The organism is Candidatus Hinthialibacter antarcticus (genome assembly GCA_030765645.1).
Classification (GTDB): domain Bacteria; phylum Hinthialibacterota; class Hinthialibacteria; order Hinthialibacterales; family Hinthialibacteraceae; genus Hinthialibacter; species Hinthialibacter antarcticus.
In genome coordinates this window covers 58,218-82,279 of sequence record JAVCCE010000007.1, presented here as the reverse complement: position 1 = coordinate 82,279, position 24,062 = coordinate 58,218, and the positions used below count along the sequence as shown (strand labels likewise).

Genomic DNA, 24,062 nt, shown 5'->3' with positions numbered 1-24,062 from the left:
TTGACGTATATTAATATTTGAACAATTGAATGTTTAGGAGAATGCAGGCATGAATTTGTTTGACCAGAAAATTATTGAGCTGTTTGGTCAGCCGATGCACGGCGCCAGCATCGACGTGTTTCAAGTCAATGTTGGTTTAAAGTGCAATCAGGCCTGCGTTCATTGCCATGTCAAATCATCGCCCAGCCGCAAAGAAATGATGACGTGGGAAACCATGCGACAAGTCATTGATGCGGCGCGTCGCGCCAATTCACGTTTGGTGGATATCACAGGCGGCGCACCGGAAATCCATCCTCATTTAAAACGCTTTATTCAGTCGCTTCGCAGTCACGGTTTTGAAGTGCAAGTACGCACCAATCTGACCATTCTTCTTGAAGACGGCTATACCGACTTTCCCGAATTTTTCAAAGAACAGAATGTTCATTTGGTGGCGTCGCTGCCGTGTTATTTGCAAGAGAATGTCGATAAGCAGCGCGGCGACGGCGTCTATGAAGGCAGCGTCAAAGCATTGCAACGATTGAACGAAATCGGCTATGGCGTCGGGCCGGACATGCAACTCAATCTGGTTTATAACCCGCTGGGGCCGTATCTGCCGCCCAACCAAGCGACGCTGGAACAAGACTATCGGCGGGAACTCCGCGACCGCTTCGGCGTATCATTCACCCAACTGCTGACCATTACCAACATGCCCATCGGACGCTTTCAAACCGACCTGCGCCGTCAAAAGAAAGACAAAGATTATATGGACATGCTCGTCGGCGCGTTTAACAACGCCACGGTCGATGGCTTGATGTGTCGTCATCAAGTCAACGTCGATTGGGACGGCGTGTTGTATGACTGCGATTTTAATCTCGCTCTAAAAATTCCTGTGAATCACGGCGCGCCCAACCATATCAAAAACTTTGATCCTGCCGTATTGGCGACGCGGCGCATCGAAACCGGCGAGCATTGTTTTGGTTGCACCGCCGGGTGCGGGTCTTCTTGCAGCGGCGCCGTATTGCCTTAATTTCACGCCTCTGATTTGATACAAACACATTTTGATTTTGAAGGGACTGGGCCATGCTGCGCTCCAGAAAGAGGAAGATTTGCGTAATCGTTGTTGTTGCATTGTCCGTTTTGGGGCCGTTATATGCGATGGAGGAATCTGTCTCTACGTTTGATTATGTGGATTATCAGTCAGTATTGGCGCGATCTGTTTCTGACCAGGGGCTGGTTGATTACGCCGGGTTGAAACAGGACGCAGGGACGCTCAATTCGTTTCTCGATGCGGTTGCTTCGTTAGATGCATCGCAATACGAAAAATGGGCGGAGCCGGACCGCATTGCGTTTCTCATTAACGTCTACAACGCTTGTACTCTCAAAGCCCTCATTGACCATTATCCAATTCAATCATCGCTATTTGGCCGATTGCGTTTTCCCGCGAACAGCATTCGCCAAATTAGCGGCGTGTGGGACAAACTACAATGGAATCTCATGGGTAAAATGGAAACGCTCGACGGGATCGAGCATGGCATGTTGCGTAAGCATTTCAATGAGCCGCGCATCCATTTCGCGGTGAATTGCGCTTCGATGGGGTGTCCCGTTTTGTTGAACGAACCATATCTGGGCGAGCGCTTGGATGAACAGTTAGACGCGCAGGTGCGTCGCTTTGTCGCTCGTCCATTTGATTTTCAATATGATTCCAACACGGGCGTTGTCAAACTGTCGATGATATTGAAATGGTATGCAGGCGACTTCGTTCAATACGAAGAACCGCGCGAAGAATTGAAATTGCTGAACCCGGAACAACGCGGCGTGATAAATTTTCTGTGGCCGTATTTGAATGAACCGCAGCAGGCCTCAATGAAAGCCAAACCAATATCCGTCTCGTTTCTCGAATATGACTGGTCGTTGAACGAACAATAAGGAAAAACAATGGATACCAATGAACCAACGCCTGATGTCATAGAGAAACCCTCTCAACTCAAAAAGAAATCCATAGCCGCGCTGATCAAACCCATTGGATTATTGATTGCAGTCATTGCCGCTACCTGGGCGCTAAAAGCCTTGGGGGTCGGCGAGTGGCTCGAATCAGCCCGAGGGTGGATCGAAGGCCTGGGCGCTTGGGGGCCGGTTGTTTATGTCTTGCTCTACATTGGCGCCACTGTCGCCTGTTTGCCAGGCACAATCATGACCTTCATGGGCGGCGCATTATTCGGCTCTGTTTTAGGGACAATTCTCGTCAGCATCGGATCAACGATCGGCGCTTCAATCTGTTTTCTCATCGCCCGTTATCTTGCCCGCGATTCAATTAAAGGGTGGTTAGAAGGAAACGAGCGCTTTCAAAAACTAGATAAACTCACCGAAAAAGAAGGCGACATCATTGTGATGATTACACGTTTGATTCCGATATTTCCTTTTAACGTTTTGAATTATGGATTCGGGCTCACGCGGGTGGATTTCAAAACGTATGTATTGTGGTCATGGCTGTGCATGTTACCGTTTACTGTGGTGTACGTTGTTGGCTCAGATGCAATTGTTCAGGCGATTCAAGATGGAACTGTACCCTGGGCGTTGCTATTCGTGGTCGCCGCAGTGCTGGTCATCATGACCGCTATCATCCGCAAAGCCAAAAAACGATTAGCGAAAACAGGCGACGCCGATTCAGCGAGTTAAGCGATGTTGTCTTTGATCCCCCCTGGCAGAGTGGATTTGCAGTCCATCTTAATTCAAATCGGAGAAAACCATGGCGAACTTTTTTCATGAATGGCCACAAGATGAACACAACCAAAAGTGGATTGAAAACGTAAAGCCCGCTGATTGGGTGAATCCAACGCCGTCGGGCCGCTACAACATGGTTGTGATTGGCGCGGGAACGGCGGGGCTTGTCACTGCCGCCGCCTGCGCTGGCCTGGGCGCGAAAGTCGCGTTGATCGAAAAAAATATGCTGGGCGGCGATTGTCTAAACGTCGGCTGCGTCCCATCCAAGGCGCTGCTGCGCGCCGCTCATGCCGTACAGGATATTGAAGCCGCAAAAACGCTGGGCGTTCGCATCGAAGGGAATATTGATGTGGATTTCGGCGCGGTTATGCAACGGATGCGCCGGGTGCGCAGCGACATTAGCCCGCATGATTCCGCCGCGCGGTTTCGGGATTTGGGCGTCGATGTATTTTTGGGCGAGGCGTCTTTTAGCGGTTCCGATACGGTTTCCGTTGGCGGACAGACCCTGCGGTTTAAGAAAGCAGTCATCGCTTCCGGTGCGCGCGCGTTTGTCCCGCCGCTCCCTGGTTTAGAGGAAACCGGCTATCTCACCAACGAGACCGTGTTTAACTTGACCGAACGTCCCCGCCGCATGTTAGTGGTCGGCGGCGGCCCGATTGGCTGTGAATTGGCGCAGGCGTTTCATGCGCTCGGTTCAGAGATCACCCTCGTTGAGGCGTCATCTAATTTATTGGGACGCGAAGACCCGGACGCCGCCGCCGTCTTGACCCAGGCGATGCAAAACAGCGGCGTCGACATTCGTTTTGGAAGTAAGTTTTCTAAAGCATGGAACGACAACGGCGCCAAAATGGTCGAACTTGAAAAAGATGGCCAGAAAGAAACCATCGAAGTCGATGCGATCTTGCTCGCGGTCGGTCGGCGCCCCAACGTCGAAGGCCTCAACCTCGAAAGCGTAGGAGTTGAGTATGACCGTCGCGGCGTCAAAGTCGATGAAACCCTGCGCACGACCAACCCGTCGATTTACGCTTGCGGCGATATTTGCTTGCCCTATCAGTTTACTCACACCGCCGATTTTGCGGCGCGAATCGTGATTCGCAACGGGCTGTTTTCTTTCTTGCCGACCAAACAAAAATGGACAGACCTGATTATCCCCTGGTGCACCTACACGCGGCCTGAAATTGCGCATGTGGGTCTGGGTGAAAATGAGGCGATAGAGAAGGGAATTGAATACGATGTCTATCAAAAATCGTTCAAAGACGTCGACCGCGCTCTGGCGGACGGTGAAACCGAAGGCTTTGTGAAAATCATCACGCAAAAAGGTTCAGACAAAATTCTTGGCGGCGTTATCGTTGCGAACCATGCAGGCGACATGATTAACGAAATTACCCTGGCGATGAAAAAGAAGATCAGCCTGGGATCAATCGCTGGCGTCATCCACCCCTATCCAACCAAGGCTGAGGCGATTCGGCAGTGCGGCGATTTGTATAACAAAACCAAACTAACGCCGGGCAAAAAACGAATGCTGTCAAAAATTTGGCGCTGGATGCGTTAGAATTTCATCTTTTTTCAACCTCCGTCACGCGGTCACGCCCACACCGTCTCTTTCTGCTCGCACCGATATCAATGGAGACGGGCGCGTGGATGCGCAAGACCTATTATGGATGCAGTTATACTGGCAAGCCTCTATCAACGGATTAGGTTTTTTTATACAAAACAGATACAATACTAGAGAAATGTGTGAAAAGCTTCATTCCCGCGCGTCTTACATAGTAGAAACCGGAAACATTCCGGCTGACTCGGCGTCTCTAGATGGGAACCCGACTATGATTTTAAGACGCAGCGCTGTTCTTCGATTGCTTTGTTTTGGTTTGGGTCTGACCGCAAGCCGACGGGCGCTCTCTGCGACGACCTGTCATTTTTGTAGCGAAGAAATCCAAGGCCGCTACATGGTATATAAGTCGTCGAGTAAGCGTTTAGTGGTTTGCTCGGATTGCGATAAAAAATATCCCAAGTGCGAAGCCTGCAAACTGCCTCATGTTCATAAAGACATTCTGTTGCAACGCGGTGAACGCCTGTGTCGCCCCTGCGCCGCCGAAGCCAAATATTGCACAATCTGTCAAAAGCGCATCCAAGGCCGGTATTATACGTTCGCGGAACCCACGAAAGAGGGCGAAGCCAACAAGCCGAACGCAGAGCAGTTTTATTGCGCCAGCTGCTATTCCCGCGCACCCAAATGCAAAGTTTGCAACCGGCCTACCCCGCGCAGCCGCATCGACTTGGCGTCGGGCGCCTGTATTGATTGCCTGCCGAAACTACATCATTGCGATTCGTGCGGCGTGGCGATCACGGGGCGCTATTTTGAAATTGAACACGCCGAAGGGCGCTTCTGCGAAAAATGTAAACGCACCAAACCCGCTTGTTATACTTGCGGCGTTCCCGTCGGTTCGACCTATTGGAAATTCGACGATGGTCGCGCAATCTGTAATACCTGCCATGAACGCGCCGTCACCGATGAAGAAACCATCCGCAAAATTTGGCGTGAAGTGACCGAACACTTGCAGCGGAGGTTGGGCATGAACGTGACGCATCCGCTGACGCTGAATATCAAGCCGCTGAATGCAAATTCGTTTGCGTCTGCGCGGCGCGCCAAAGAGGGCTTGAACCAAGCCAGTCCGTTAAGCGGTTCTGAGTTGGGTTTATATCGCTACAAAGCCGGTAAGGCGGATGTGTTTTTGTTGTACGGCATTCCCATTGAGATGATTTACGAAACTGCCGCGCATGAGTACGCCCACGCCTGGCAGACTGAAAACTGTCCGCCCAAGCAGTCCATTGAGTTAAAAGAAGGCTTCGCCCAGTGGGTCGCCGCGCAATTGTTGAAGGACAAAGGCTTCTCGATGTCGTTAGAAAAATTAGAAGACCGCCGCGACCGTCCCTATGGAACCGGTTACAACCGCTTCAAAAAAGTCGAAGAATCAATGGGCAAGAAATTCGTATTTGAATACGCCAAAAAACAATTGAAGTAACGTCTCTCAAACCGAAACGCTCTCCCGGTCGCGATTCTTCGTTTTTCTGCTCCTTCCTGCTAGAGTCAACCAACGAATTAACCTATTTTCCAGGCATGTACGGACCGAATGAAATCAAACCATTCTCTTGAACACGGCGTATGTATCGTACGCCCCAGCGGCGCGTTGAACGGCGTAATCCGCGTCCCCGGCGATAAATCCATTTCTCATCGCGCCGTGATGTTGGGCGGCTTGGCGCATGGCAAGACGACGATCCACGGTTTTCTCGAAAGCGAAGATTGCATCGCGACGCTGAAGGCCTTTGAACGCATGGGTGTTCTTGCGGCGCGCGACGGCGGCGATTTTCTCATTCAGGGCGCTGGCGCTGCGGGGCTGCAAGAACCCGACAACGTGCTCGATATGGGAAATTCCGGCACAGGGTCGCGTTTGTTGCTGGGTGTTCTCGCCGGGCAGCCGTTTACCGCAGTGTTGACGGGCGACTCTTCATTGCGCTCTCGCCCAATGGCGCGGGTGACCAATCCATTGAGTGAAATGGGCGCCTGCTTTATGGGGCGGAAGAATGGAACTCTCCTGCCGCTGACCGTACAAGGCGGCAAGTTAAAGGGGATACAATACAAATCTCCCGTCGCCAGCGCACAGATTAAATCCGCGATCTTATTGGCGGGCTTGTTCGCGGAAGGCGAGACCGCCGTTCATGAACCCGGCCCCTCACGCGACCATACCGAGCGCATGTTACAATCGTTCGGCGTTGAAGTGAAATGTGAACCGGGTTTGGTTGCACTACAAGGCAACCAAATTTTAAAAGGTCATACCATTGATGTGCCCGGTGATATTTCGTCTGCGGCGTTCTTTATGGTCGCCGCCGCGATATTGCCCGATTCTGATTTATTGATCGAGGGCGTCGGCGTGAACCCGACCCGGACGGGAATTCTTGAAGTGCTGCAAGAAATGGGCGCGGATATCTCAATTCAAAACGAACGCATGATGGGCGCCGAACCGGTTGCGGATATTCGCGTCCGTCATTCCGAACTACGCGGCGTACGCGTTTCCGGCGAAACCGTGGTCCGCATGATTGACGAGTTCCCCATCTTCGCGGTTGCGGCGGCGTATGCGACATCTGAGTCGGTCGTAGAAGGCGCCGAAGAGTTGCGCGTGAAAGAGTCCGACCGCATCACGGCTGTCGTGAACCAACTCAAGCGCATGGGCGCCGACTTACAAGAAACACCCGATGGATTCACCGTCAAAGGCGGCGGCGGTTTGCGCGGCGCGGAAGTGATGTCGCTGGGCGATCATCGCATCGCCATGTCAGCGGTCGTCGCGGCGCTCGCGGCGCAGGGCGAGACCAAAATACAGGGTACGGCGCCGGTCGCGACTTCGTTCCCCAACTTTTTCGAATTGATGAATTCGCTGCAAGATGGCTGCGTCGAGGTGAAACAGTGAGCGCGCGCAAACCGATTGTCGCGATTGACGGCCCGGTGGGCGTCGGCAAAAGTTCCGTCGCGGCGTTGTTGGCGAAACGCTTAGGCTTTGTTTATATTGATACGGGCGCCATGTATCGCGCCGTGACCTTAAAGGCGTTGCGACAAAACATCAACCTTGAAAATCAAGAGGCCGTTGCCGCGTTGGCGCAGACCATTGAGTTGCGTTTTGTACGAGAGCAAAGCGACTTGCGAATTCTGTGCGACGGCGAAGACGTGTCCGAAGCGATCCGCGCGCCGGAAGTCAGTCGCGGAACTTCACCTGTCGCAGACAACGTGAAAGTGCGCGAATGCCTGGTCGCCATGCAGCAAGCGTTGGGGCGCGAAGGCGGCGTTGTGATGGAAGGCCGCGATATCGGCACGGTTGTATTTCCCGACGCAGAGATCAAAATTTATCTCAACGCCGATCCAAAAGTCCGCGCGGACCGCCGCTATCGACAGTTGGTCGAAAAAGGCAAACCCGCTGATTTTGAATCCACCTATCAGGATTTAATCGAGCGCGACCGCCGCGACGCGATGCGGCCTGTGGGCGCGTTAAAAATGGCGGACGGCGCCATTGAGTTTGATTCAAGCAAATTGAACCAGGAACAAGTAATCGAACAACTCTACAATGTAGTGATTTCACATCCCAGCGCATCATCACATTTTTGCTGACGGCATCCAGGCGCTTTGATCTGTAGGATGATATGTCAATTATTGGCTTAGGCATGGATTTGATCCAAATTTCACGGATCGAACAGACATTAATTCGTCACGGTGAGCGCTTTACCCGCCGCGTATTTCACGATTATGAGGTACGGCTCGCCAATACGCGTAAGAAAAACGCCGAATATCTCGCTGGATGTTTCGCTGTCAAAGAGGCCGCTCTCAAAGCCTTTGGTGATTTTCCTGGACGCGGCATCCCCTGGTCAGAAATTTTTATTACCCACGAACGTACGGGCAAGCCCGTCTTGCATTTCGAAGGCCGCGCCAAAGCGCTGGCGGACGAAAAGGGAGCAAACCGCTATCATGTGACCATTACCCATGACGGCGATGTGGCTGCCGCTGTAGTGATTTTAGAAGATTAACTAGAGGTTTAAGGAGACGCCATGTCGGGGACGAACCGTTTTTCAGAAAACCTATTATTGATTGGCATCGTGATCGGCGTTGTGTTGGGCATCGTCTGCGGCGCCGTGTTCGGCGAAAAAATGTTAGCCGTTGCATTCATCGGCGATATGTTTATGAACGCGCTCAAAGCGGTAATGATTCCCCTCATCATGGCGTCGATGATCGTTGGCGTGGCCAGCCTGGGCGACTTGAGAAAGTTGGGCCGGCTCGGCGGCGTAACGGTGCTCTACTATTTGACGACAACCACCATCGCAGTTGTTCTCGGCGTGATTATGATAAAAATTTTTAACCCCGGCGAAGGCATCCAGTTCGGCGCGATGGAACTGCCCGAGGCCATTCGCGGCAAGGAATTTAGTTTCATCGACCTCATTATGGGGTTCGTTCCGTCGAATATTTTCCAAAGCATGGCAGAAGGACAAATTCTTCCATTGATTATTAGTACGCTGCTGTTCGGCGGCGTGTTGACCACGCTCGGCGAAAAGGGCAAACCTGTCCTCGCTTTTTTTGAGGGCCTTGACGCCGCCATGATGAAGATCGTGGTCATCATAATGTGGTTTGCGCCCATTGGCGTTTTCGCGCTCATCGCGGCGACGCTGGGCAAGTACGGCGGCGGCGAGGCGGTGTGGACGGTTCTCAAAAGCCTGGGCTGGTTTGTCGCCACAGTTTTGACGGGGCTGTTTGTACATGCCTTTGTTGTGATCCCGACGTTGTTGTATGTGTTTGCAAAACGAAATCCAATCACCTACTTCATGAATATGCTCAGTGCGGTGATGACGGCGTTTTCGACGGCGTCCAGCGCGGCGACCTTGCCGCTGACCATGCGATGCGTGGAAGAAAATAATAATGTGAATCCCCAGGTTTCAGGATTTGTCTTGCCCTTAGGCGCAACCATCAACATGGACGGTACCGCGTTCTACGAAGCGGCGGGCGTATTGTTTATCGCCAGCGCGTATGGATTTGATTTGGCGTTTGGTCAACAAATGGTCTTGATTTTGACGGCGGTTTTGGCGTCAATCGGCGCCGCCGCCATCCCTCACGCGGGGCTGATTACGATGGTGTTGGTTTTGAGCGCATTAGGGCTGCCGATTGAAGGCATCGCGTTGATTTTTCCGGTCGATTGGTTCTTGGACCGCTTCCGTACGGCGGTGAATATCTGGGGCGACTCCGTCGGCGCGGCGGTTGTCGAACATCAAACTGCTGGATATATAGATATGCCGGAAACTCAATCGTGACAACTTTTTACATTACGGTAGTCGCGTGTTCACTTCCGTTTCCGTTAAAATAAGCAATAATCTTTCGGCTGGCTGGTTCGGCGAAGCCAAAGAAAATACGAGTTGAGATCGAGTCAAATGGTTCAAAAAATGCGATTTGCCAATCTTTGTTTGATAATCGGCGTCATTATTGCCGGTGCGATGGGGTGTTCTCAGAATACGCCGGAAGCAGTGTTTAACCGGGGAGTCAAACACTATCAGGAAGGCGATATGATCGCCGCTTCCATCTACCTGGATGATTTCATTACCAAGTTTCCCGAAGACGAACGCACACTCGACGCCTATGGCCTCTTGGCGAATTCCTACTTGCAAATGCGCGACTTCGGCAGTGCGCGCGGCGTGTTTCAAGATATTGCGGCGAACTACGCCGAAGCGGACATTATTTATAATTGCTCGATGCAGATCGGAACCACCTACGCAAGCGAGGGCAACCTGCCGATGGCGGTGGCGGCCTTTCAAGGCGTGATTGATGCAACAGACAACGTCAGCTGGCGCGTGAATGCAAACTGGCGCACTGCCGAAGCCTATGGCAGCGCCAAAGAAACCGATGCGGCGAAAGAGTATTTTGAGAAGATTGTTACAATCGCCGATACGGAAGTCGAAGATGTGACCCAAGCCTATGGCCTCAAAATATCAGCCTATGAGCGGTCGGGCCTTATCTATCAAGCGAGCCAGCAATTTGAAGAAGCGCGCGGTGCGTATCGTAAAAGCCTTGATGTGGCGAAGTCGGCGACCGGGATTCCCGGCGTGACCGAAGCGCGCCAATCGGCAGTATTAAAATGGGCGCATACTTATGCGTTCGCCAATGACTTCATTACCGCCGCGACCATTTATGATCATTTGCAAAACAATGAGTACATTCAAGACTCGATCAAACCGCAGTTGGTTGTCTGGAAAATCGAAAGCCTACGCAGCATGTTAGGCAATAAATCCGAATACGAGCCCGAAGAAATTGCGGTGTTGGTGCACGAACATCAACGCTTAATTGATAACTACGACAACACCGATTACGGCACCAGCGCGCGGGTGGAGATTGCCCGTTTAGTCAAAGATTCAACGCCGGAAGTCGCGAACCAATATCTCAATGAAGCCGTTGAGCGCTTTGAAAAAATCATCGCCGAACCGCCCTCGGTTGAACGCCCTGTTCTGGCGATGTTTCAAATCGTCGACGCCTATATCAAGATGGAACGCTGGGACGACGCCAATCAGACGCTCGACCGAATCAAACTGACATACTCCGACGTCCCGCAAGCCATGCAGGAAGTGCAGCGGCTGGTACAATTAGTCGAGAGCAAAAAAGCCCAGGCCGAACAACCTGCTGAAAAAGAAGAATGAGGCGAATTGCTCAACAAAAATATGAAGCGTATTTTATTATTCAATCCGCCGTCGGGGCTGTACCGGCGCGATAATCGCTGCCAAAACAAGGTGGAAGATCAGACGGTCAACGTGGTCTTCCCCCCGATGGAATTGCTGTATAACGCTTCAATTTTAGAAAACGCGGGCTGCGAAGTTCGCGTACGCGACTACCCCGCTATGAACGCGGACTTTCATCATCTCGAAAATGATGTCCGCGAATTTCAGCCCGACTATGCGATATTCACCGCGACAATCGCTACTCTCGACAATGACCTGCAAGCCGCGCGTTTAATCAAAGAACTGTGTCCGAACGCCGTCACCGCCGCCAAGGGCGAACCGCTGCATTACATGGATGAAGAGATCATCAAGCGCAACCCCGAACTCGATGCGGTTCTACGCGGCGAGGTCGAGGCGTATATCGAGCGCTTTGTCGATGGAAGCGATTGGGCGTCATTGCCTGGATTGACCTTCTTGCGCGACGGCGAGGTTGTCCGTACCTCATCAGAAAACGCCGTCTTGAATTTAGACGAACTTCCGTTTCCCGCGCGCCATCTGACGGACGTGACTTTGTATCGCAGCCCGGAATCCAGAAACCAACTGACGACGGTCGTTACCTCGTTGGGCTGCCCGTTCAAGTGTATTTTCTGCTCGGTTCCCGCCATGACCGGGACAAACGTCCGCTACCGAACGCCGGAGAGCGTGGTCGCGGAGTTAGAGCATTGTATGAGCGAGCACGGCATTCACGAATTTCTCTTTCACGCCGACACCTTTACGCTCAACAAAAATTGGGTGATCCGCTTGTGCCAATTGATTGTCCAGAAAAAATTGGATATCCGTTGGGGATGCAACAGCCGCGTTGATACCCTCGACGAAGAGCGCCTTATCTGGATGAAACGCGCTGGCTGTTGGGTGATTGGCTTCGGCGTCGAAACCGGCAATGACGAGCATCTCAAGTCGATCAAAAAAAGCGCGACTGGCGCCCAGGCCCGTGAAGCAGTGGCCCTGTGCCGAAAATTGAATGTGCGCTCTCATGCGTTTTTGACGTTCGGCTATCCGTGGGACACCGACGAGACCATTCGCGAACTCATTCAGTTCGCCTCAGAACTCGACCCGGACTTCTTTGATTTTAATATGGTGTTCCCGCTTCCAGGGACGGAACTCGATAAGATCGTCGGCGAGAAGAATCTGGTGATCCGTGAGCGCCTCAGCAACGGCGGGTATGCGGTGGGTGCGGTATCGACCGAATCGCTCTCGCCCGACCAGTTAGAGCGCTGGCGCCGTAAAGCGCTCTGGACGATGTACCTGAGACCGCACTATATTATACGTACGCTTCGCAACGCTGGTTCGCCCGGCAAAGCGTTGAATTACCTGAGCGCCGCCATGCAACGTGCGCGAAATCTGCTAAGTCTTACTTGGCGCTCGGGTTCAAAATCTGAAACCAAATCAAATGTTGAGCCAGCGTCGAAAGCGGCTTAACCATTCAAAGCGAGGACGCTATGTCGCTGTATTCTGTAAATCTGAAAGTTGCTGCGGAAGACGAACGCGCCAACCAAATGCGCAATGAGGTGTCGCCGACGCTGTGCGACGGCTATGAATCATTGCCGGACCCCATGGCGCTGCCCATCAACGAGCTGCGCGTTTTATCATTCCAAGACGTATTAAAACTGATGGAAACGGTAGGCGACATTTCCGCCAAGCGCATCCTGCTTGACCTGCGTGGATTCACCGAACGCGAGTTACCGCGTTTGTTGGTGTATCTTTCCCCGGTGCTTTACCGCTGGACGGGAGAAGACCTAGTGGTGATTTTGCCTGACCAGGTAGACGCCAAAGATTACTTGCCATCGTTCGCCGATTTACTGCGTTCGCTGGAACTGCGTTCACGCGGCATTCGCATCATCTCCTGCCCGACCTGTGCGCGATGTCGCACTGATTTTCCTGAAATGGTTCGTTCGATTGAAGGCCGCTTAGAGCAAATGGAAGCGCCGCTCGATGTCGCCGTGATGGGCTGCGAGGTCAACGGCCCCGGTGAAGCCAAGGCGGCTGACATCGGCATCGCCTTCGGCGACCAGAAGGGAATGCTCTTCAAAAAAGGCGAGAAAGTCCGCGTGGTCTCCATCGAAGAAGCCGCCGACGTGTTGCTCAAAGAAATTGATATTCTGAAAGCAGAAATGGAAGCCGAAAAAGCGACTGCTTCTTAGCCTGAGGTAGAGTGGGCTCAAATTGCAAAGCAATTTAGCCCACCATGCAATGTGATCAAAATTTCCGGTGGGCTGCTTCGCGAGCCCACCCTACCGACCTCAATCCGCACATAATTCTGGTAACCACTATAGAAGGCATTCAAAACGGCCTGAAAGCCCGCACCAAAGCGAAGAGAGATGTACCCGCGCTGTGTAGAACGATGTTTTTGATAAGAGGACTAGGTTTGGCTTGATGACGGCGCACCGGAAGAACTGAGCGCCTTAAACACTTCCTGCCCATAAGAAAATTCAACGCCGTTGCCGTCCGGGTCGCGAACGATGCACAGATACCCTGCTACGGGGCCGTGGTCGGCGGGGTCTTCGATCAGGATGCCGTCTTGTTTGGCCGTTTGCGCGATGGCGTCAACTTCTTCTTTGCTTTCAACCTGCAAGCCCAAGTGGTGAAAGCTCGGCGATTCAGATTGCTGGTGCTCCATCTCGAGCAACACAATAATAAACGTAGAATTGACTGCGGGGTTACCCAGCCAGGCGACCCGCATTTCGTTTTCTTGCCGTTGAGAAATAACGTCTAAATCGACGTAGCGTTTATAAAACGCCGCCGAGGTTTCAATGTTTTCAACGCAGAGTCCAATATGGGTGAGTTTGGGTTTCACGCAGAATTATCCTTCCCAATATGCTGGCGCTATATGCTAGCCTACTGCATTTAGCGGGCAAAGTGGGCTGGAAAGCGGCGCCGCGTATTCGACCAAGACGAGACTCCCTCATCGCCGTCAGGGTCGTCTTATGCCGGGACGCACCAGTCGTCATGAGACAGTCCAGCCGCGTAGCCTCCCGGCCAATAGGATGCTGCGGTCTGATAGATTAAGTCAATCGAAAATCCTTTGAAGCGGGCGGAACTAATAAACGACGTTTCCGCCAACCCGGCCATGGTAAATGCTTTTTGAAACTGATCGGCCATACGTTGTAACTTTTTTCGTTGCAAAGAACGCGGCATTTTCTGCGTACCTCCGTGTATAAATACTGCAAATTCTGCCGCAAGTAATACGGCAGTCCACGCAGCGTCGCCACACAACATGCAGAAAAGTCTCGATTTGCCCTCAGAACGAACGCGACATAAAAAAAATCAGTATTTTCCTTAAGCGCAAACGCTATGCCGTTTGTGTCTGTAATAAGAAAATAGGGGCGCAACGTGCTGCGCCCGAATGGGGGGGAGACTGGAGCCGCCAATAATCTTTACTTACTTAGAAACGGCTAGTTTGAGCCATTCTCCGGCGAGGCGGGGGTAGTTTTTTGGGTTGAATAGAATGCTGGCGGTCAAAAAGCACTCATGGCTGCATGAGCAATTGGTTGCTTTGATCCACTGGCGGCAGCGTTCGGCGTTTTCTGAATGCCAGATTCGGTAGAAATCATGGTCAACGTCGCGAATGTTGCCCAATGCGGAATTCGGGGTAGGGATGCCTTCGACTGCTTCCAATTCGCCCTCTAACATCTCACAGACGTTGACTTCGCCGTCGGAATACAAAACCCCGATGGCTGAACCCGCCAAACACGAGACGCGTGAGTTATCTCCGCCGACCACTTCAGCGATGGCGTTTTGCGCCACGCGGTTTTTGGCGCGTTGTACGCTGGCTTTCCAGCTGCGGTCATGTTCAAGGTGGTAGTTTTCACAGCGCTGGGCGAATTCTTGATAGCGCTCAAATGAGACTTCAAGCAGCGAGGTTTCATGCACCTTTCCCCGCACGTGATTGACCGAAAGGCGGTCCACGCCCCAAGACGAAACCTCATCATAAAATTCGTCCAGCGAGTTTTCGTTTTTCGAAGTGACCGTCATCACCAGGGACGTAAGCAAATTGGGAAATTCATCGCGCAGCCGGACTAAGGTTTCTGCGGTTTGCTTGGCGTTTGCGTAAGAGCCTTTCAATCCGCGAATTTCATCGTGGTCTGGTTCGAGTCCGTCGACGGAGATGCCAACATCGAGGGTGACGTCGGGGTTAAGTTCAAACGTGCGCCGTACGGCCTTTTCCGCCCACTCAGGGCGTGTTCCATTGCTGATTAACCCCATGCGGCGTACGCCTGCCTGTTCATAAAACGCATGGACGACTTCCGGCAGGTCTTTTCGCAGAAACGGCTCCCCGCCAGTCATGCGGACAAAATTGAGCGGATAAAGGCTTTTGGCGACCTTTTCGATCTCTTCCAACGACATTTCGTCGTGCTTGTTCAATTCGTCCAGGTAAAAACAGTGTTTGCAGCGCAAGTTGCAGCGCGAGGTTACATAAAACAGTAAGTAGCGAAGTTTTGGTTTCGTAATATACATTTGGATTTCACAATTTAGATTTGAGTCGGGAGAAACTATAGCATCAGCGCTAGGCTTTTGGGAGCAAACAACGCTGGTGCTCAGACGGTCAAACAACGCTGGGTCGTTTGTCCGCCTTATTTGGGGATGGTAATCAATTGGCCTGCGTGAATGGTGTTGCTTCTCAGGTTGTTGTATCTCTTGATGGATAGATGCGAGACGCCGTGCGCTTCGGCAATGTCATACAAGGTGTCTCCTGAGCGAACCTTGTAACGTACCGGGCTTGAAGCCGCATAACTGATGCGCTGTGCGCCTGGTTGGATTTTCAATGTTTGACCGGGATAAATCAATGACCCGCGAAGGTTATTCAAACTTCGGATCGCTGTAATAGATGTGTTATAGCGGTTGGCTATTTTATCGAGCGAGTCGCCGCGCTTGACTACATAACTAATCTGAGCGCCGGACGAGGGCGCACTGGAGCCGGTGTTCGATGAAGAGGGAACGGTAAGTTTCTGGCCCGCATAAATACGGTCGCGGCTGCCAATGACGCCTTTGTTCATTGAACGGAGCTGTGAGGCGCTCGTTCCAAACTTCTTGGCAATGGTTGATACCGTGTCGCCGGAACGTACGCGATACGTTGTTGTTTTATAGACCGGGGCGGACGTTTTTTTGGGGGCGCTTGGTTCGATGCTGGCTTTGACTAGATCGTCATAACTATATTCGACGGATTGGTCTACGGCGAAGAAGTAGTCGCGAACGCCTTTGTAGGTGGCCTCGGCCAATTTAGAGCGGTTGCTTGATGATTTCACCCATTCATGCTCTTTGGGGTTGGTGATAAACATATACTCGATCAACGCCGAGGGCATGTTGAGTTGAGAAATGACTTTGAAACGGTTTGATTTCAAATACGGGTCGCGCAGCGCCACCAAGCCTTTCATTTGTTGGGCGATTGACGCTGCCAGTTCTTTGCTGCGCTGTGGAATCCAATCTTTCATCACGGTCGAGAGAAACGCGTTGTCGTCGTTGCTGCGGTCGATGCCAAGCGTTTCTAATTCTTCAATATCTTTGTTGACATTGTTGTAGAGCGATTCGGCGTGTTGTTCGCCAAAATAATAAATCTCGAATCCATGCGATCGCTTCTGTTGGCTGACGCGGGGCGGCGCATTCAGGTGAAGCGAGAGGTAGATATCGCCGTGATATTCTTTCGCCAGTTTGACCCGGTGCAAGAGAGACGCGCGGCGTAAGTGTTCGCGCGTTTTCATGTCTTTGTCAAATTCAAACGGCGCTGGCAGATAGTCGCCCTGGCGCGTTAAGACGGCGATAAACTGAGGGTCTTTATCAAACAAGGCTTTCAGACGCAGCGCTAAATCAAAGGTTACGTCTTTCTCTTTTTGCCGCTGGTTGGTTGCGCCGGTATAGCGCCCGCCTGTGCCGCCGTGGTTGAAGCCGCCGTGGCCTGGATCAATAACAACCACTTTGCCGCCGGGTTGGTTTCCTTTTGGCGCCCGAAAATCGCGTAGAAATTCATCGGAGGGCGCATGGTCGTAATTGGGGCGCATGAGCGGGAGGCTCACCGTTAACATCGTGCTCCAGTTATGCCAACGGATGCCGCTTATATCGACGTCTTCATGAAGGGGGATGGTAATTTGCACCCAGCCCGCCGCCGCTTTGGTAAAGGACGCCTTGGGGCAATATTTGCTATCAAGTTGGTAGTTTGAGCCAAATTGCGCAGCGTTAACGTCTTTGAGTTTGATCTCCAGCATTTTGGCGCCGCCGACATCGCTGGGGATGACCTGGCTGCGGTAGGAACTGCGGGACAGTTCAAACACGATTTGGGTATAGTTTACGTAGTCTGCGGTCCGAATTGCTTCAATTGCATGGGAATGCAACGCACTGGCAGCAATGAGAATGCAAACAATGAGTTTCAGCGTGTTTCTTATAAAGAGTAGGTAGAATGAACCGAATTTCACTCGTCGGCCTCCATCTTTCAATATGAATTCGATCCAACCCTTACAGTAGAAAATAACATAATAGGCAATTTAAGAGTTACCCTAGCACCTTTTTTGGGCTCGCGCAATACTAAAATGCTACCGAATCGACGCTTATGTCTTGCCGATTGATAAACAGCCTAATACTTGGCTCTATAAAACTATATCGGTAAGCGCTAACAAAATATTAGCACATTCTAATCATGGCGATGCTTTCGTAGATATAAAACTCTTCGGCTCCATATAAGAAATAAACCGCACATTTATATCTATGCTAAGAATTACCTTAAAAAACAAAAAAAAGACCAGCGGCCGCCGGTCTTTTTAGAAGTGCAATCAGTGTGTGAATTATAGTTCTTTAACGTGTTCTCTAACTTCATCCAAATCATCTTGCAGCGCTTTGGGGATAAAATCGAGCGATTCGACGGCGTCAACATATTTCTGAAAATACTCTTTGGCTTGCGCTGCGCGTTCTTCTTCTTCGTGAATCACGGCGATGTTGTAGTAGAGTTCTGCGCGGTCGCATTTCAGCGATTCTGATTTTTCAAACAACTTAAGCGCTTCGGCGTAGCGGCCTTCGAGCGCTTCGACGGTGCCTTGGTTATAATAATCTAAAGCCTCTTCGCCTTTCCAGCCCATTTCGGTTTTCATTTTGAATGTATCTTCGGGCGGCAGGCTATAGAACAGCGTCAGGCCGTAGCGGCGGTAGGCGTAGTTTGAGTCTTCAGCCAATAGGCTTTGAAAGCGGTCGATTTCAAATTCATACAGATCGACGGATTCTTCGGTATTCATAATTGACCTCAGTGAGTAATTTGTCCAATCAGACTGTACATCATATCGGGCTTCAGCTTGTGGTAAAGTGCTTCTTGTCCTTAGGTTGGATTGACCGCCTGATTTTCGCGCCCTAGAGTACGGGAAAGAAAATGGGAATGGACTCTGATGAACCAACCTTCGCTTGACCTGTCTGTCATAATGCCCGTCTATAACGAGGCCGAGAGCCTGCCGTCGCTGTTGGAAGAACTCGCGGTCGTATTGGAACAGATTGAATGCTCGTATGAGATCGTGTTATGCGACGACGGCAGCCAGGACGGGACCCGCGACATGATTCGCGAATGGGCCAGCCGCGATCCGCGCATCAAGGGCGTGTTATTACGCCGCAATTTTGGCCAAACCGCCGCCATTACGGCGGGGGTCGATCATGCCAGCGGCGACGTGGTGGTCTTGATGGACGCTGACGGCCAAAACGATCCTCACGATATCCCCGCATTGATAGAAAAACTCAATGAGGGCTATGACATTGTCAGCGGATGGCGCCGCAGCCGCAAAGACCCGTTCTTCACCAAAGTGCTTCCATCCAAATTGGCGAATTGGCTGATTGCCTTCGCCACAGGATTAAAACTGCATGACCACGGCTGCACCCTCAAGGCGTACCGCCGGACGATTTTGAACGAACTATCGCTCTATGGAGAGATGCACCGTTTTATCACCATCTATGGTCATTGGGTGGGCGCCAAAGTGGGTGAGGCCGAGGTTTCGCATCATGCCCGCAAGCATGGGAAGTCAAAATATTCGATCGCGAAAACATTCAAAGTCATACTGGATTTGCCCGTGTTGATTTTGCTGGGCAGTTATCTGACCCGCCCCATGCATTTATTCGGAGGCGCGGGGCTGGTTTCGATTTTACTCGGCGTATTTTGCTGGCTGCTGGTGATATACGACAAACTGCAAGACGTCGTCAACAATAAAGTCCACCGCAACCCACTTTTTTTGGTGGGAATCTTAATGGGGCTGGTTGGAATCCAAATGTTGATGTTGGGCCTGCTCGCTGAACTTCTTACCCGCGTTTATCACGAAAGCCAGCGCAAGAAGACCTACGCCGTTGAAGAAGCGTTTAATGTGGAATCAAGCGTTTAATTAGAAACCATCTCAAAAAAATACTGATTGTTTCGCTGCGTCTGGCGTTTGGCATGGGTACAACTCTGCTTGCTTCAGTGCGGGCTTTCAGGCCCTTTTGCACAGGCGCTCCCAGAGTTGCACCCATGCCAGAATTGGTTTGAGGTTTTTGAAATGTCTGGGTACTTTTTCGTGATGAGATATTGTTGAGCGGAGAGGGCGAACCCTGCCTGCCGCAGGCTGGCTCCTGGTGAGCCGCGGAAATCAGGAAACGTTTTGATGCAACGCGGCTCGTCGGGAGACTCGCCCTCCCCACGTTCTCTCGTGGAGGCCGCTGGCAATCAAGCGCTCAAGAATTCGTCGAGTATCCGTCATCCCCAATGTTGAAGAATCCCAAATCAACCGCCTGGTAGGCTTTGGTGATATAGGCGATCTGCCCTAAGTGGTAGGAAAAGTGTTCGACGATATGATAGACCGCTGTGAGCGTGGTTTCATCATAGCCTTGTATTTTGCGCGGCTCGGTTAAGGTGTTTGGATCAAGTTGAGCCAGCACGGCATCGACTTCGTTGAGGGTCTGCTCCATTTTGGCGAGTAACTCTGCTTTGGGGATGGGACTGCGTTCATCGAATTCCGATTGGCGTTTTCGATTATCGGTCTCGCCGCCGAGTCCATGTACGACCCACTGGCGTACGTTGCCGCATAAATGCAACAGGATGTTACCGACGCTGTTGCTGGCGTCATTGGGGCGGCGCCACATTTCATCTTCCGAAAGCAAGGCCGCGCATTTTTGGATGCGCGGCCAGTAGTCGTCTTTCAGGCGCCAGCGGGAATGCTGAATAAATAATTCGTTTGCGTTCATCGAATTTTCCTAAGCCATCTCCAATACTTTGTTGATCAGTTTTTCGATGCCTTCCGATACATGCGCAATCGACGGTCCCAGCATGTAGGCGGGCGTACTGACGATTTTGTTTTGTTCATCCACCGTGATTTCGCTGACGGATTTTGGCTCATTGACGGCGCCCATTGCGCGTAACGACCCCGCTATCGCGGCGTCTGTTCCGATGGTGAGAGTCGGAGTTACCCCCGTTCCGCTGAATGCGCGGGCGACTATGACGGGCGCGATGCACATCGCGCCAATCGGCTTGCCTTGCGAGTGGGCGTCGCGAATGACGCGGGTTGCGGCGGGATCGTTTTTGCAATCGTCGCCGTCAAAGGCGTAGGTGCAGATGTTTTTCGCTGCGCCGAATCCGCCCGGGAAAAATACCGCATCGAAATTTTCCATCTTTAGTTCAACCAAGGGTTTTACGTCGCCGCGCGCAATGCGGGCTGATTCAACCAACACATTGCGCGACTCGCCTTCGGCGGGTTGTTGGGTGTTGTGGTTGATGACGTGCGCCTGGTCTTTATCCGGGGCGAAGCACTGAACCTGCGCCCCGGCTTTATCGAGATACAACAGCGTCAAGACGGACTCGTGTATTTCCGCTCCGTCAAAGACGCCGCAACCCGATAGAACCACTGCTATGCGTTTCATTTTGTTTCTCCTTCACTTTTCGTTTAGACAAACCAGAAGAAGACGAAGGTGACCAGTATGTACACCGGAATTAAGTAAACAAACGCGTACTTAAACATATAGCCAAAGAAACTCGGCATCGGCGTGCCAGCGTCTTCGGCGATGGAGCGCACCATGAAGTTGGGCGCGTTGCCGATGTAGGTCACCGCGCCAAAGAACACCGCGCCCGCTGAAATCGCTTTCAAGAAAATTTCATTCTCAGCAATCAATAATGGAACGGCCTGCGCTTCAGGCATACCCGGATAGAAGCGGCCCAGGGCAGTGGTGAAGAAGGTCAAGTACGTCGGAGCGTTATCCAAGAAACTCGACAGGATGCCGGTGATCCAGAAGAAGTGGAACGGCTCTTTCACATTGGTCACCAACGCCGCCGCTGCGCCTTCGCTGCCCGCTTTGAGAATCAACAGGCAAGGGATCATGGTCATAAAGATGCCCGCGAATAGGTAGGCGACTTCTTTAATGGGAAACCAGGTGAATTCATTATCGTCGCGCAGTTTCCACGGCGTGAAGTAGAGGGAACACCCGCCCATCACAATCAGAATCACGTCGCGAAGTAAACTTTGAACGGTGGTGTGGATTCCTAAGATGGTGACTTCGCCAAAATCAGCCAGCCCGCTCATTAAGACGGCGCAAACAACGCCGCCAAGGAACAAGAAGTTGTATGCGCCGTACAAGCGAAGCGGATGGACGGTTTCGGAAATCGGGTGTGCGCCTTCTGCGGCGTAGGCGCGGCTATCAAGAAAGAAGTACATAATCAATAAAATCGCCGCGACCATAATCATGTGAGGCGCCAGGTTAAAGGTCCAGAAAAATGGAACTTTATGCAAGAACCCCAGGAACAAGGGCGGGTCACCCAACGGCGTCAATGAACCACCGACATTGGCGACTAAGAAGATAAAGAACACCACCATAAAGGTACGGTCTTTACGGTGGCGGTTGGCGCGCAAGAACGGGCGAATCATCAACATCGCTGCGCCAGTGGTTCCCATCCATGACGCGAGGATCGTGCCGATCAATAATAATCCGGTGTTAATAATCGGTGTGCCGACTAATGTTCCGCTCAGCAGAATGCCGCCGGAAATGGTGTACAGCGCCCAGAGAAGAATAATGAACGGGATGTAGTCCAGAATATAAATGTGCAAAATCTCATACACTGCTGCGCCTTGAAACGCGAATAAAAACGGAACGGCTAACAACAGCGCCCAGAAGGCTGAAATTTTGGCGAAATGATGGTGCCAGAAATGAGGAGCGAATAGTGGAAACAAAGCGATTGATAATAAGATGCCGAGGAACGGGATGCACGTCCACAAGGGAAGATCAGAACCTAAATTGGGGCCGTGTCCGCCGCCATGTCCATCGCTGTGCGCTCCAGCGACAGCGGCGTGGTCGTCGCCTGCCGCGCCATCATGGCCTTCGCCGTGGTCTTCACCTTCGGCGGCGTGGTCAGCGACTTCTTCTTGCTCTCCCTCGGCATGTTCACCTTCTGAATGTTCATTGGTTTCAGCCTGAGCAATCAGTACATTAGAATCAGTCATCGTGTCTGACCATGTTGAATTCAAGGCAAACAACGCGCAGCAAATCAGTAAAATCGGCAGTAAACGGTTCATTCCCAATCACCTTTGTTGATATCAGATAGAAATTCCAAACCCTTATAGGGTAAAATCCAGCCAGTAAAAAGGCAAGGATTACGTGAAACAAACAATATTTTGTGATAATTCATTCCAGCGTGACAAAAGAAGCGCCTTGAGGATTCCCCAAGACGCTTTCGGGTTTTTCTAGTGGTAATCATCTCAGGCAAACTGCCCACCAAGCAATCTTTTTGCCCTTAGAAACGGCGGGTTTTATCTTATTTTCCTTTGATATTTATTATGGGAGGGCGAGTCTCCCGACGAGCCGCATCGTATCGAAATGTTTTCTTTTATCGCGGCTCACCAGGAGGTTCGCCCTCCCCTGATTTAATCAACCAATGCACGGAAGCGAAGATAGGCGTACCCACCTAAGCAATTTTTGGAGAATCCAATCTACATATCTTGAACGAGTTGGGCGATGGCGTCGCCGATTTTCGTTGTTGACATGCCCGCTTTTTTGATGTCGCTGACGCTCAGGCCCGGCAAAACGCCGCTGCCCAGAAACTGGCTGATGGCGGTATCGAGCATTTTCGCCGCTTTGTCTTCGCCCAAGTGTTCGAGCATCATCTGGCCCGCCGCGATGCAGGCGATGGGATTGATGACGTTTTGGCCGGTATATTTCGGCGCGGAACCGCCAATCGGTTCAAACATCGAGCAACCGCCTTCGTCGGGATTAATGTTTCCGCCCGCCGCAACGCCCATGCCGCCCTGAACCATCGCGCCCAGGTCGGTGATGATGTCGCCGAACATGTTACTGGTGACGATGACGTCAAACCATTCGGGGTTTTTGACCATCCACATGGTGGTGGCGTCAATGTGAGCGTAATCGCATTTAAGATCGGAATACTCTTTCTCACCCATTTCGAGAAATGCGCGTTCCCACAGGTCAAAGACGTAGGTCAATACGTTGGTTTTTCCACAAAGAGTGAGAGTTTTATTTTTGTTGCGTTTGCGGGTGTAATCGAAGGCGTATTTCAAGCAGCGGTCCACTTCAAAACGCGTATAGACCATTTCCTGAATCGCGACTTCGTTCGGCGTGTTTTTTTTAATGATTCCGCCGCCGCCGGTGTAGATGCCGCCGCTGTTTTCGCGAATGACGACGAAATCAATTTCTTCCGGCCCTTTGTCTTTAATTGGCGTCCAAACGCCGGGGTAAAGTTTGACGGGACGTAAATTGATATATTGGTCGAGTTCAAACCGGACTTTTAATAAGATGCCTTTTTCGAGAATGCCGGGTTTGACGTCCGGGTGGCCAATGGCGCCTAAATAGATGGCGTCATTCTGCGCGAGGTCGGCGCAGGCGCTTTCGGGCAAGACTTCGCCTGTTTTAATATAACGGTCGCCGCCGAAATCAAAATCCGTGTATTCGAGTTTAAAACCTGCTTTTTCTTGCAACACATTGAGAATCTTGACGCCTTCTTGAATGACTTCCGGCCCTGTGCCGTCGCCGCCCATAACGCCGATCTTGTAGGTCTTCATCGGTTCCTCCGAAATCATCTATGATCGATTTGTAAAGGGAAAGAGTGCTGCGAAACGTGACAAGAATCAAGATGTATGAGG

General features: G+C 51.7%; 22 protein-coding genes. 13 read left to right on the top strand and 9 right to left on the bottom strand.

Annotation, left to right across the window (positions count from 1 at the left end):
* Window positions 1-49 precede the first annotated feature (49 nt).
* From arsS to P9L94_01885, 12 genes are all read left to right on the top strand, one after another.
* The gene (gene arsS / locus P9L94_01940; protein MDP8242812.1) at window positions 50-1,006 is read left to right on the top strand and encodes an arsenosugar biosynthesis radical SAM protein ArsS; all 957 of its coding nucleotides are present in this window, start codon (window positions 50-52) and stop codon (window positions 1,004-1,006) included.
* 53 nt (window positions 1,007-1,059) lie between these two features.
* Window positions 1,060-1,905 carry a DUF547 domain-containing protein gene (locus P9L94_01935; protein MDP8242811.1) on the top strand — a complete coding sequence of 282 codons (846 nt, stop codon included), beginning with the start codon at window positions 1,060-1,062 and terminating at the stop codon, window positions 1,903-1,905.
* 9 nt (window positions 1,906-1,914) lie between these two features.
* Window positions 1,915-2,655, top strand: coding sequence for a TVP38/TMEM64 family protein (locus P9L94_01930; GenBank protein ID MDP8242810.1), 741 nt, complete (start codon window positions 1,915-1,917; stop codon window positions 2,653-2,655).
* 70 nt (window positions 2,656-2,725) lie between these two features.
* Window positions 2,726-4,252: a mercuric reductase gene (locus P9L94_01925; protein ID MDP8242809.1), complete on the top strand. Its 1,527-nt coding sequence runs from the start codon at window positions 2,726-2,728 to the stop codon at window positions 4,250-4,252.
* 271 nt (window positions 4,253-4,523) lie between these two features.
* Window positions 4,524-5,723 carry a hypothetical protein gene (locus P9L94_01920; GenBank protein MDP8242808.1) on the top strand — a complete coding sequence of 400 codons (1,200 nt, stop codon included), beginning with the start codon at window positions 4,524-4,526 and terminating at the stop codon, window positions 5,721-5,723.
* Between the two features lie 108 nt (window positions 5,724-5,831).
* Window positions 5,832-7,163: a 3-phosphoshikimate 1-carboxyvinyltransferase gene (gene aroA, locus P9L94_01915; protein ID MDP8242807.1), complete on the top strand. Its 1,332-nt coding sequence runs from the start codon at window positions 5,832-5,834 to the stop codon at window positions 7,161-7,163.
* Window positions 7,160-7,855, top strand: a complete 696-nt coding sequence (cmk, locus tag P9L94_01910) for a (d)CMP kinase (GenBank protein ID MDP8242806.1) — start codon at window positions 7,160-7,162, stop codon at window positions 7,853-7,855. The genes aroA and cmk overlap by 4 nt, the downstream gene beginning before the upstream one ends.
* A 32-nt stretch (window positions 7,856-7,887) precedes the next feature.
* Window positions 7,888-8,268 (top strand): holo-ACP synthase, encoded by a 381-nt coding sequence (acpS, locus tag P9L94_01905; GenBank protein MDP8242805.1) that lies wholly within the window; start codon window positions 7,888-7,890, stop codon window positions 8,266-8,268.
* Between the two features lie 21 nt (window positions 8,269-8,289).
* Window positions 8,290-9,540: a dicarboxylate/amino acid:cation symporter gene (locus P9L94_01900; protein ID MDP8242804.1), complete on the top strand. Its 1,251-nt coding sequence runs from the start codon at window positions 8,290-8,292 to the stop codon at window positions 9,538-9,540.
* 117 nt (window positions 9,541-9,657) lie between these two features.
* The gene (locus tag P9L94_01895; protein MDP8242803.1) at window positions 9,658-10,914 is read left to right on the top strand and encodes a tetratricopeptide repeat protein; all 1,257 of its coding nucleotides are present in this window, start codon (window positions 9,658-9,660) and stop codon (window positions 10,912-10,914) included.
* 21 nt (window positions 10,915-10,935) lie between these two features.
* The gene (locus P9L94_01890) at window positions 10,936-12,411 is read left to right on the top strand and encodes a radical SAM protein (GenBank protein ID MDP8242802.1); all 1,476 of its coding nucleotides are present in this window, start codon (window positions 10,936-10,938) and stop codon (window positions 12,409-12,411) included.
* A gap of 20 nt (window positions 12,412-12,431) precedes the next feature.
* Complete coding sequence (locus tag P9L94_01885) at window positions 12,432-13,133, top strand: flavodoxin-dependent (E)-4-hydroxy-3-methylbut-2-enyl-diphosphate synthase (GenBank protein ID MDP8242801.1); 702 nt, start codon at window positions 12,432-12,434, stop codon at window positions 13,131-13,133.
* Between the two features lie 218 nt (window positions 13,134-13,351).
* On the opposite strand, the gene P9L94_01880 is transcribed toward P9L94_01885, so the two are convergent.
* The 5 genes from P9L94_01880 to P9L94_01860 all read right to left on the bottom strand — a co-directional run bounded on the left by P9L94_01880 (window position 13,352) and on the right by P9L94_01860 (window position 18,206).
* Window positions 13,352-13,786: a VOC family protein gene (locus tag P9L94_01880; GenBank protein MDP8242800.1), complete on the bottom strand. Its 435-nt coding sequence runs from the start codon at window positions 13,784-13,786 to the stop codon at window positions 13,352-13,354.
* A gap of 128 nt (window positions 13,787-13,914) precedes the next feature.
* Window positions 13,915-14,127 (bottom strand): hypothetical protein, encoded by a 213-nt coding sequence (locus tag P9L94_01875; protein MDP8242799.1) that lies wholly within the window; start codon window positions 14,125-14,127, stop codon window positions 13,915-13,917.
* Between the two features lie 243 nt (window positions 14,128-14,370).
* Window positions 14,371-15,447: a radical SAM protein gene (locus P9L94_01870; protein ID MDP8242798.1), complete on the bottom strand. Its 1,077-nt coding sequence runs from the start codon at window positions 15,445-15,447 to the stop codon at window positions 14,371-14,373.
* 116 nt (window positions 15,448-15,563) lie between these two features.
* A complete protein-coding gene (locus tag P9L94_01865; protein ID MDP8242797.1) occupies window positions 15,564-17,396 on the bottom strand; it encodes a LysM peptidoglycan-binding domain-containing protein in 1,833 nt (610 codons plus the stop codon).
* A 366-nt stretch (window positions 17,397-17,762) separates the two neighbouring features.
* Complete coding sequence (locus tag P9L94_01860) at window positions 17,763-18,206, bottom strand: hypothetical protein (protein MDP8242796.1); 444 nt, start codon at window positions 18,204-18,206, stop codon at window positions 17,763-17,765.
* Between the two features lie 147 nt (window positions 18,207-18,353).
* Between P9L94_01860 and P9L94_01855 the strand changes: the two genes are divergently transcribed.
* Complete coding sequence (locus tag P9L94_01855) at window positions 18,354-19,328, top strand: glycosyltransferase family 2 protein (GenBank protein ID MDP8242795.1); 975 nt, start codon at window positions 18,354-18,356, stop codon at window positions 19,326-19,328.
* A gap of 328 nt (window positions 19,329-19,656) precedes the next feature.
* Here P9L94_01855 and P9L94_01850 read toward each other — a convergent pair whose 3' ends face one another.
* From P9L94_01850 to P9L94_01835, 4 genes are all read right to left on the bottom strand, one after another.
* A complete protein-coding gene (locus P9L94_01850; GenBank protein ID MDP8242794.1) occupies window positions 19,657-20,166 on the bottom strand; it encodes a DinB family protein in 510 nt (169 codons plus the stop codon).
* A gap of 9 nt (window positions 20,167-20,175) precedes the next feature.
* Entirely contained in the window at window positions 20,176-20,838 is a 663-nt protein-coding gene (gene elbB / locus P9L94_01845) for an isoprenoid biosynthesis glyoxalase ElbB (GenBank protein MDP8242793.1), read from the bottom strand.
* A gap of 23 nt (window positions 20,839-20,861) precedes the next feature.
* Complete coding sequence (locus tag P9L94_01840) at window positions 20,862-22,481, bottom strand: sodium:proton antiporter (GenBank protein MDP8242792.1); 1,620 nt, start codon at window positions 22,479-22,481, stop codon at window positions 20,862-20,864.
* Between the two features lie 414 nt (window positions 22,482-22,895).
* Window positions 22,896-23,981: a 3-isopropylmalate dehydrogenase gene (locus P9L94_01835; GenBank protein MDP8242791.1), complete on the bottom strand. Its 1,086-nt coding sequence runs from the start codon at window positions 23,979-23,981 to the stop codon at window positions 22,896-22,898.
* Between the last annotated feature and the right edge of the window lie 81 nt (window positions 23,982-24,062).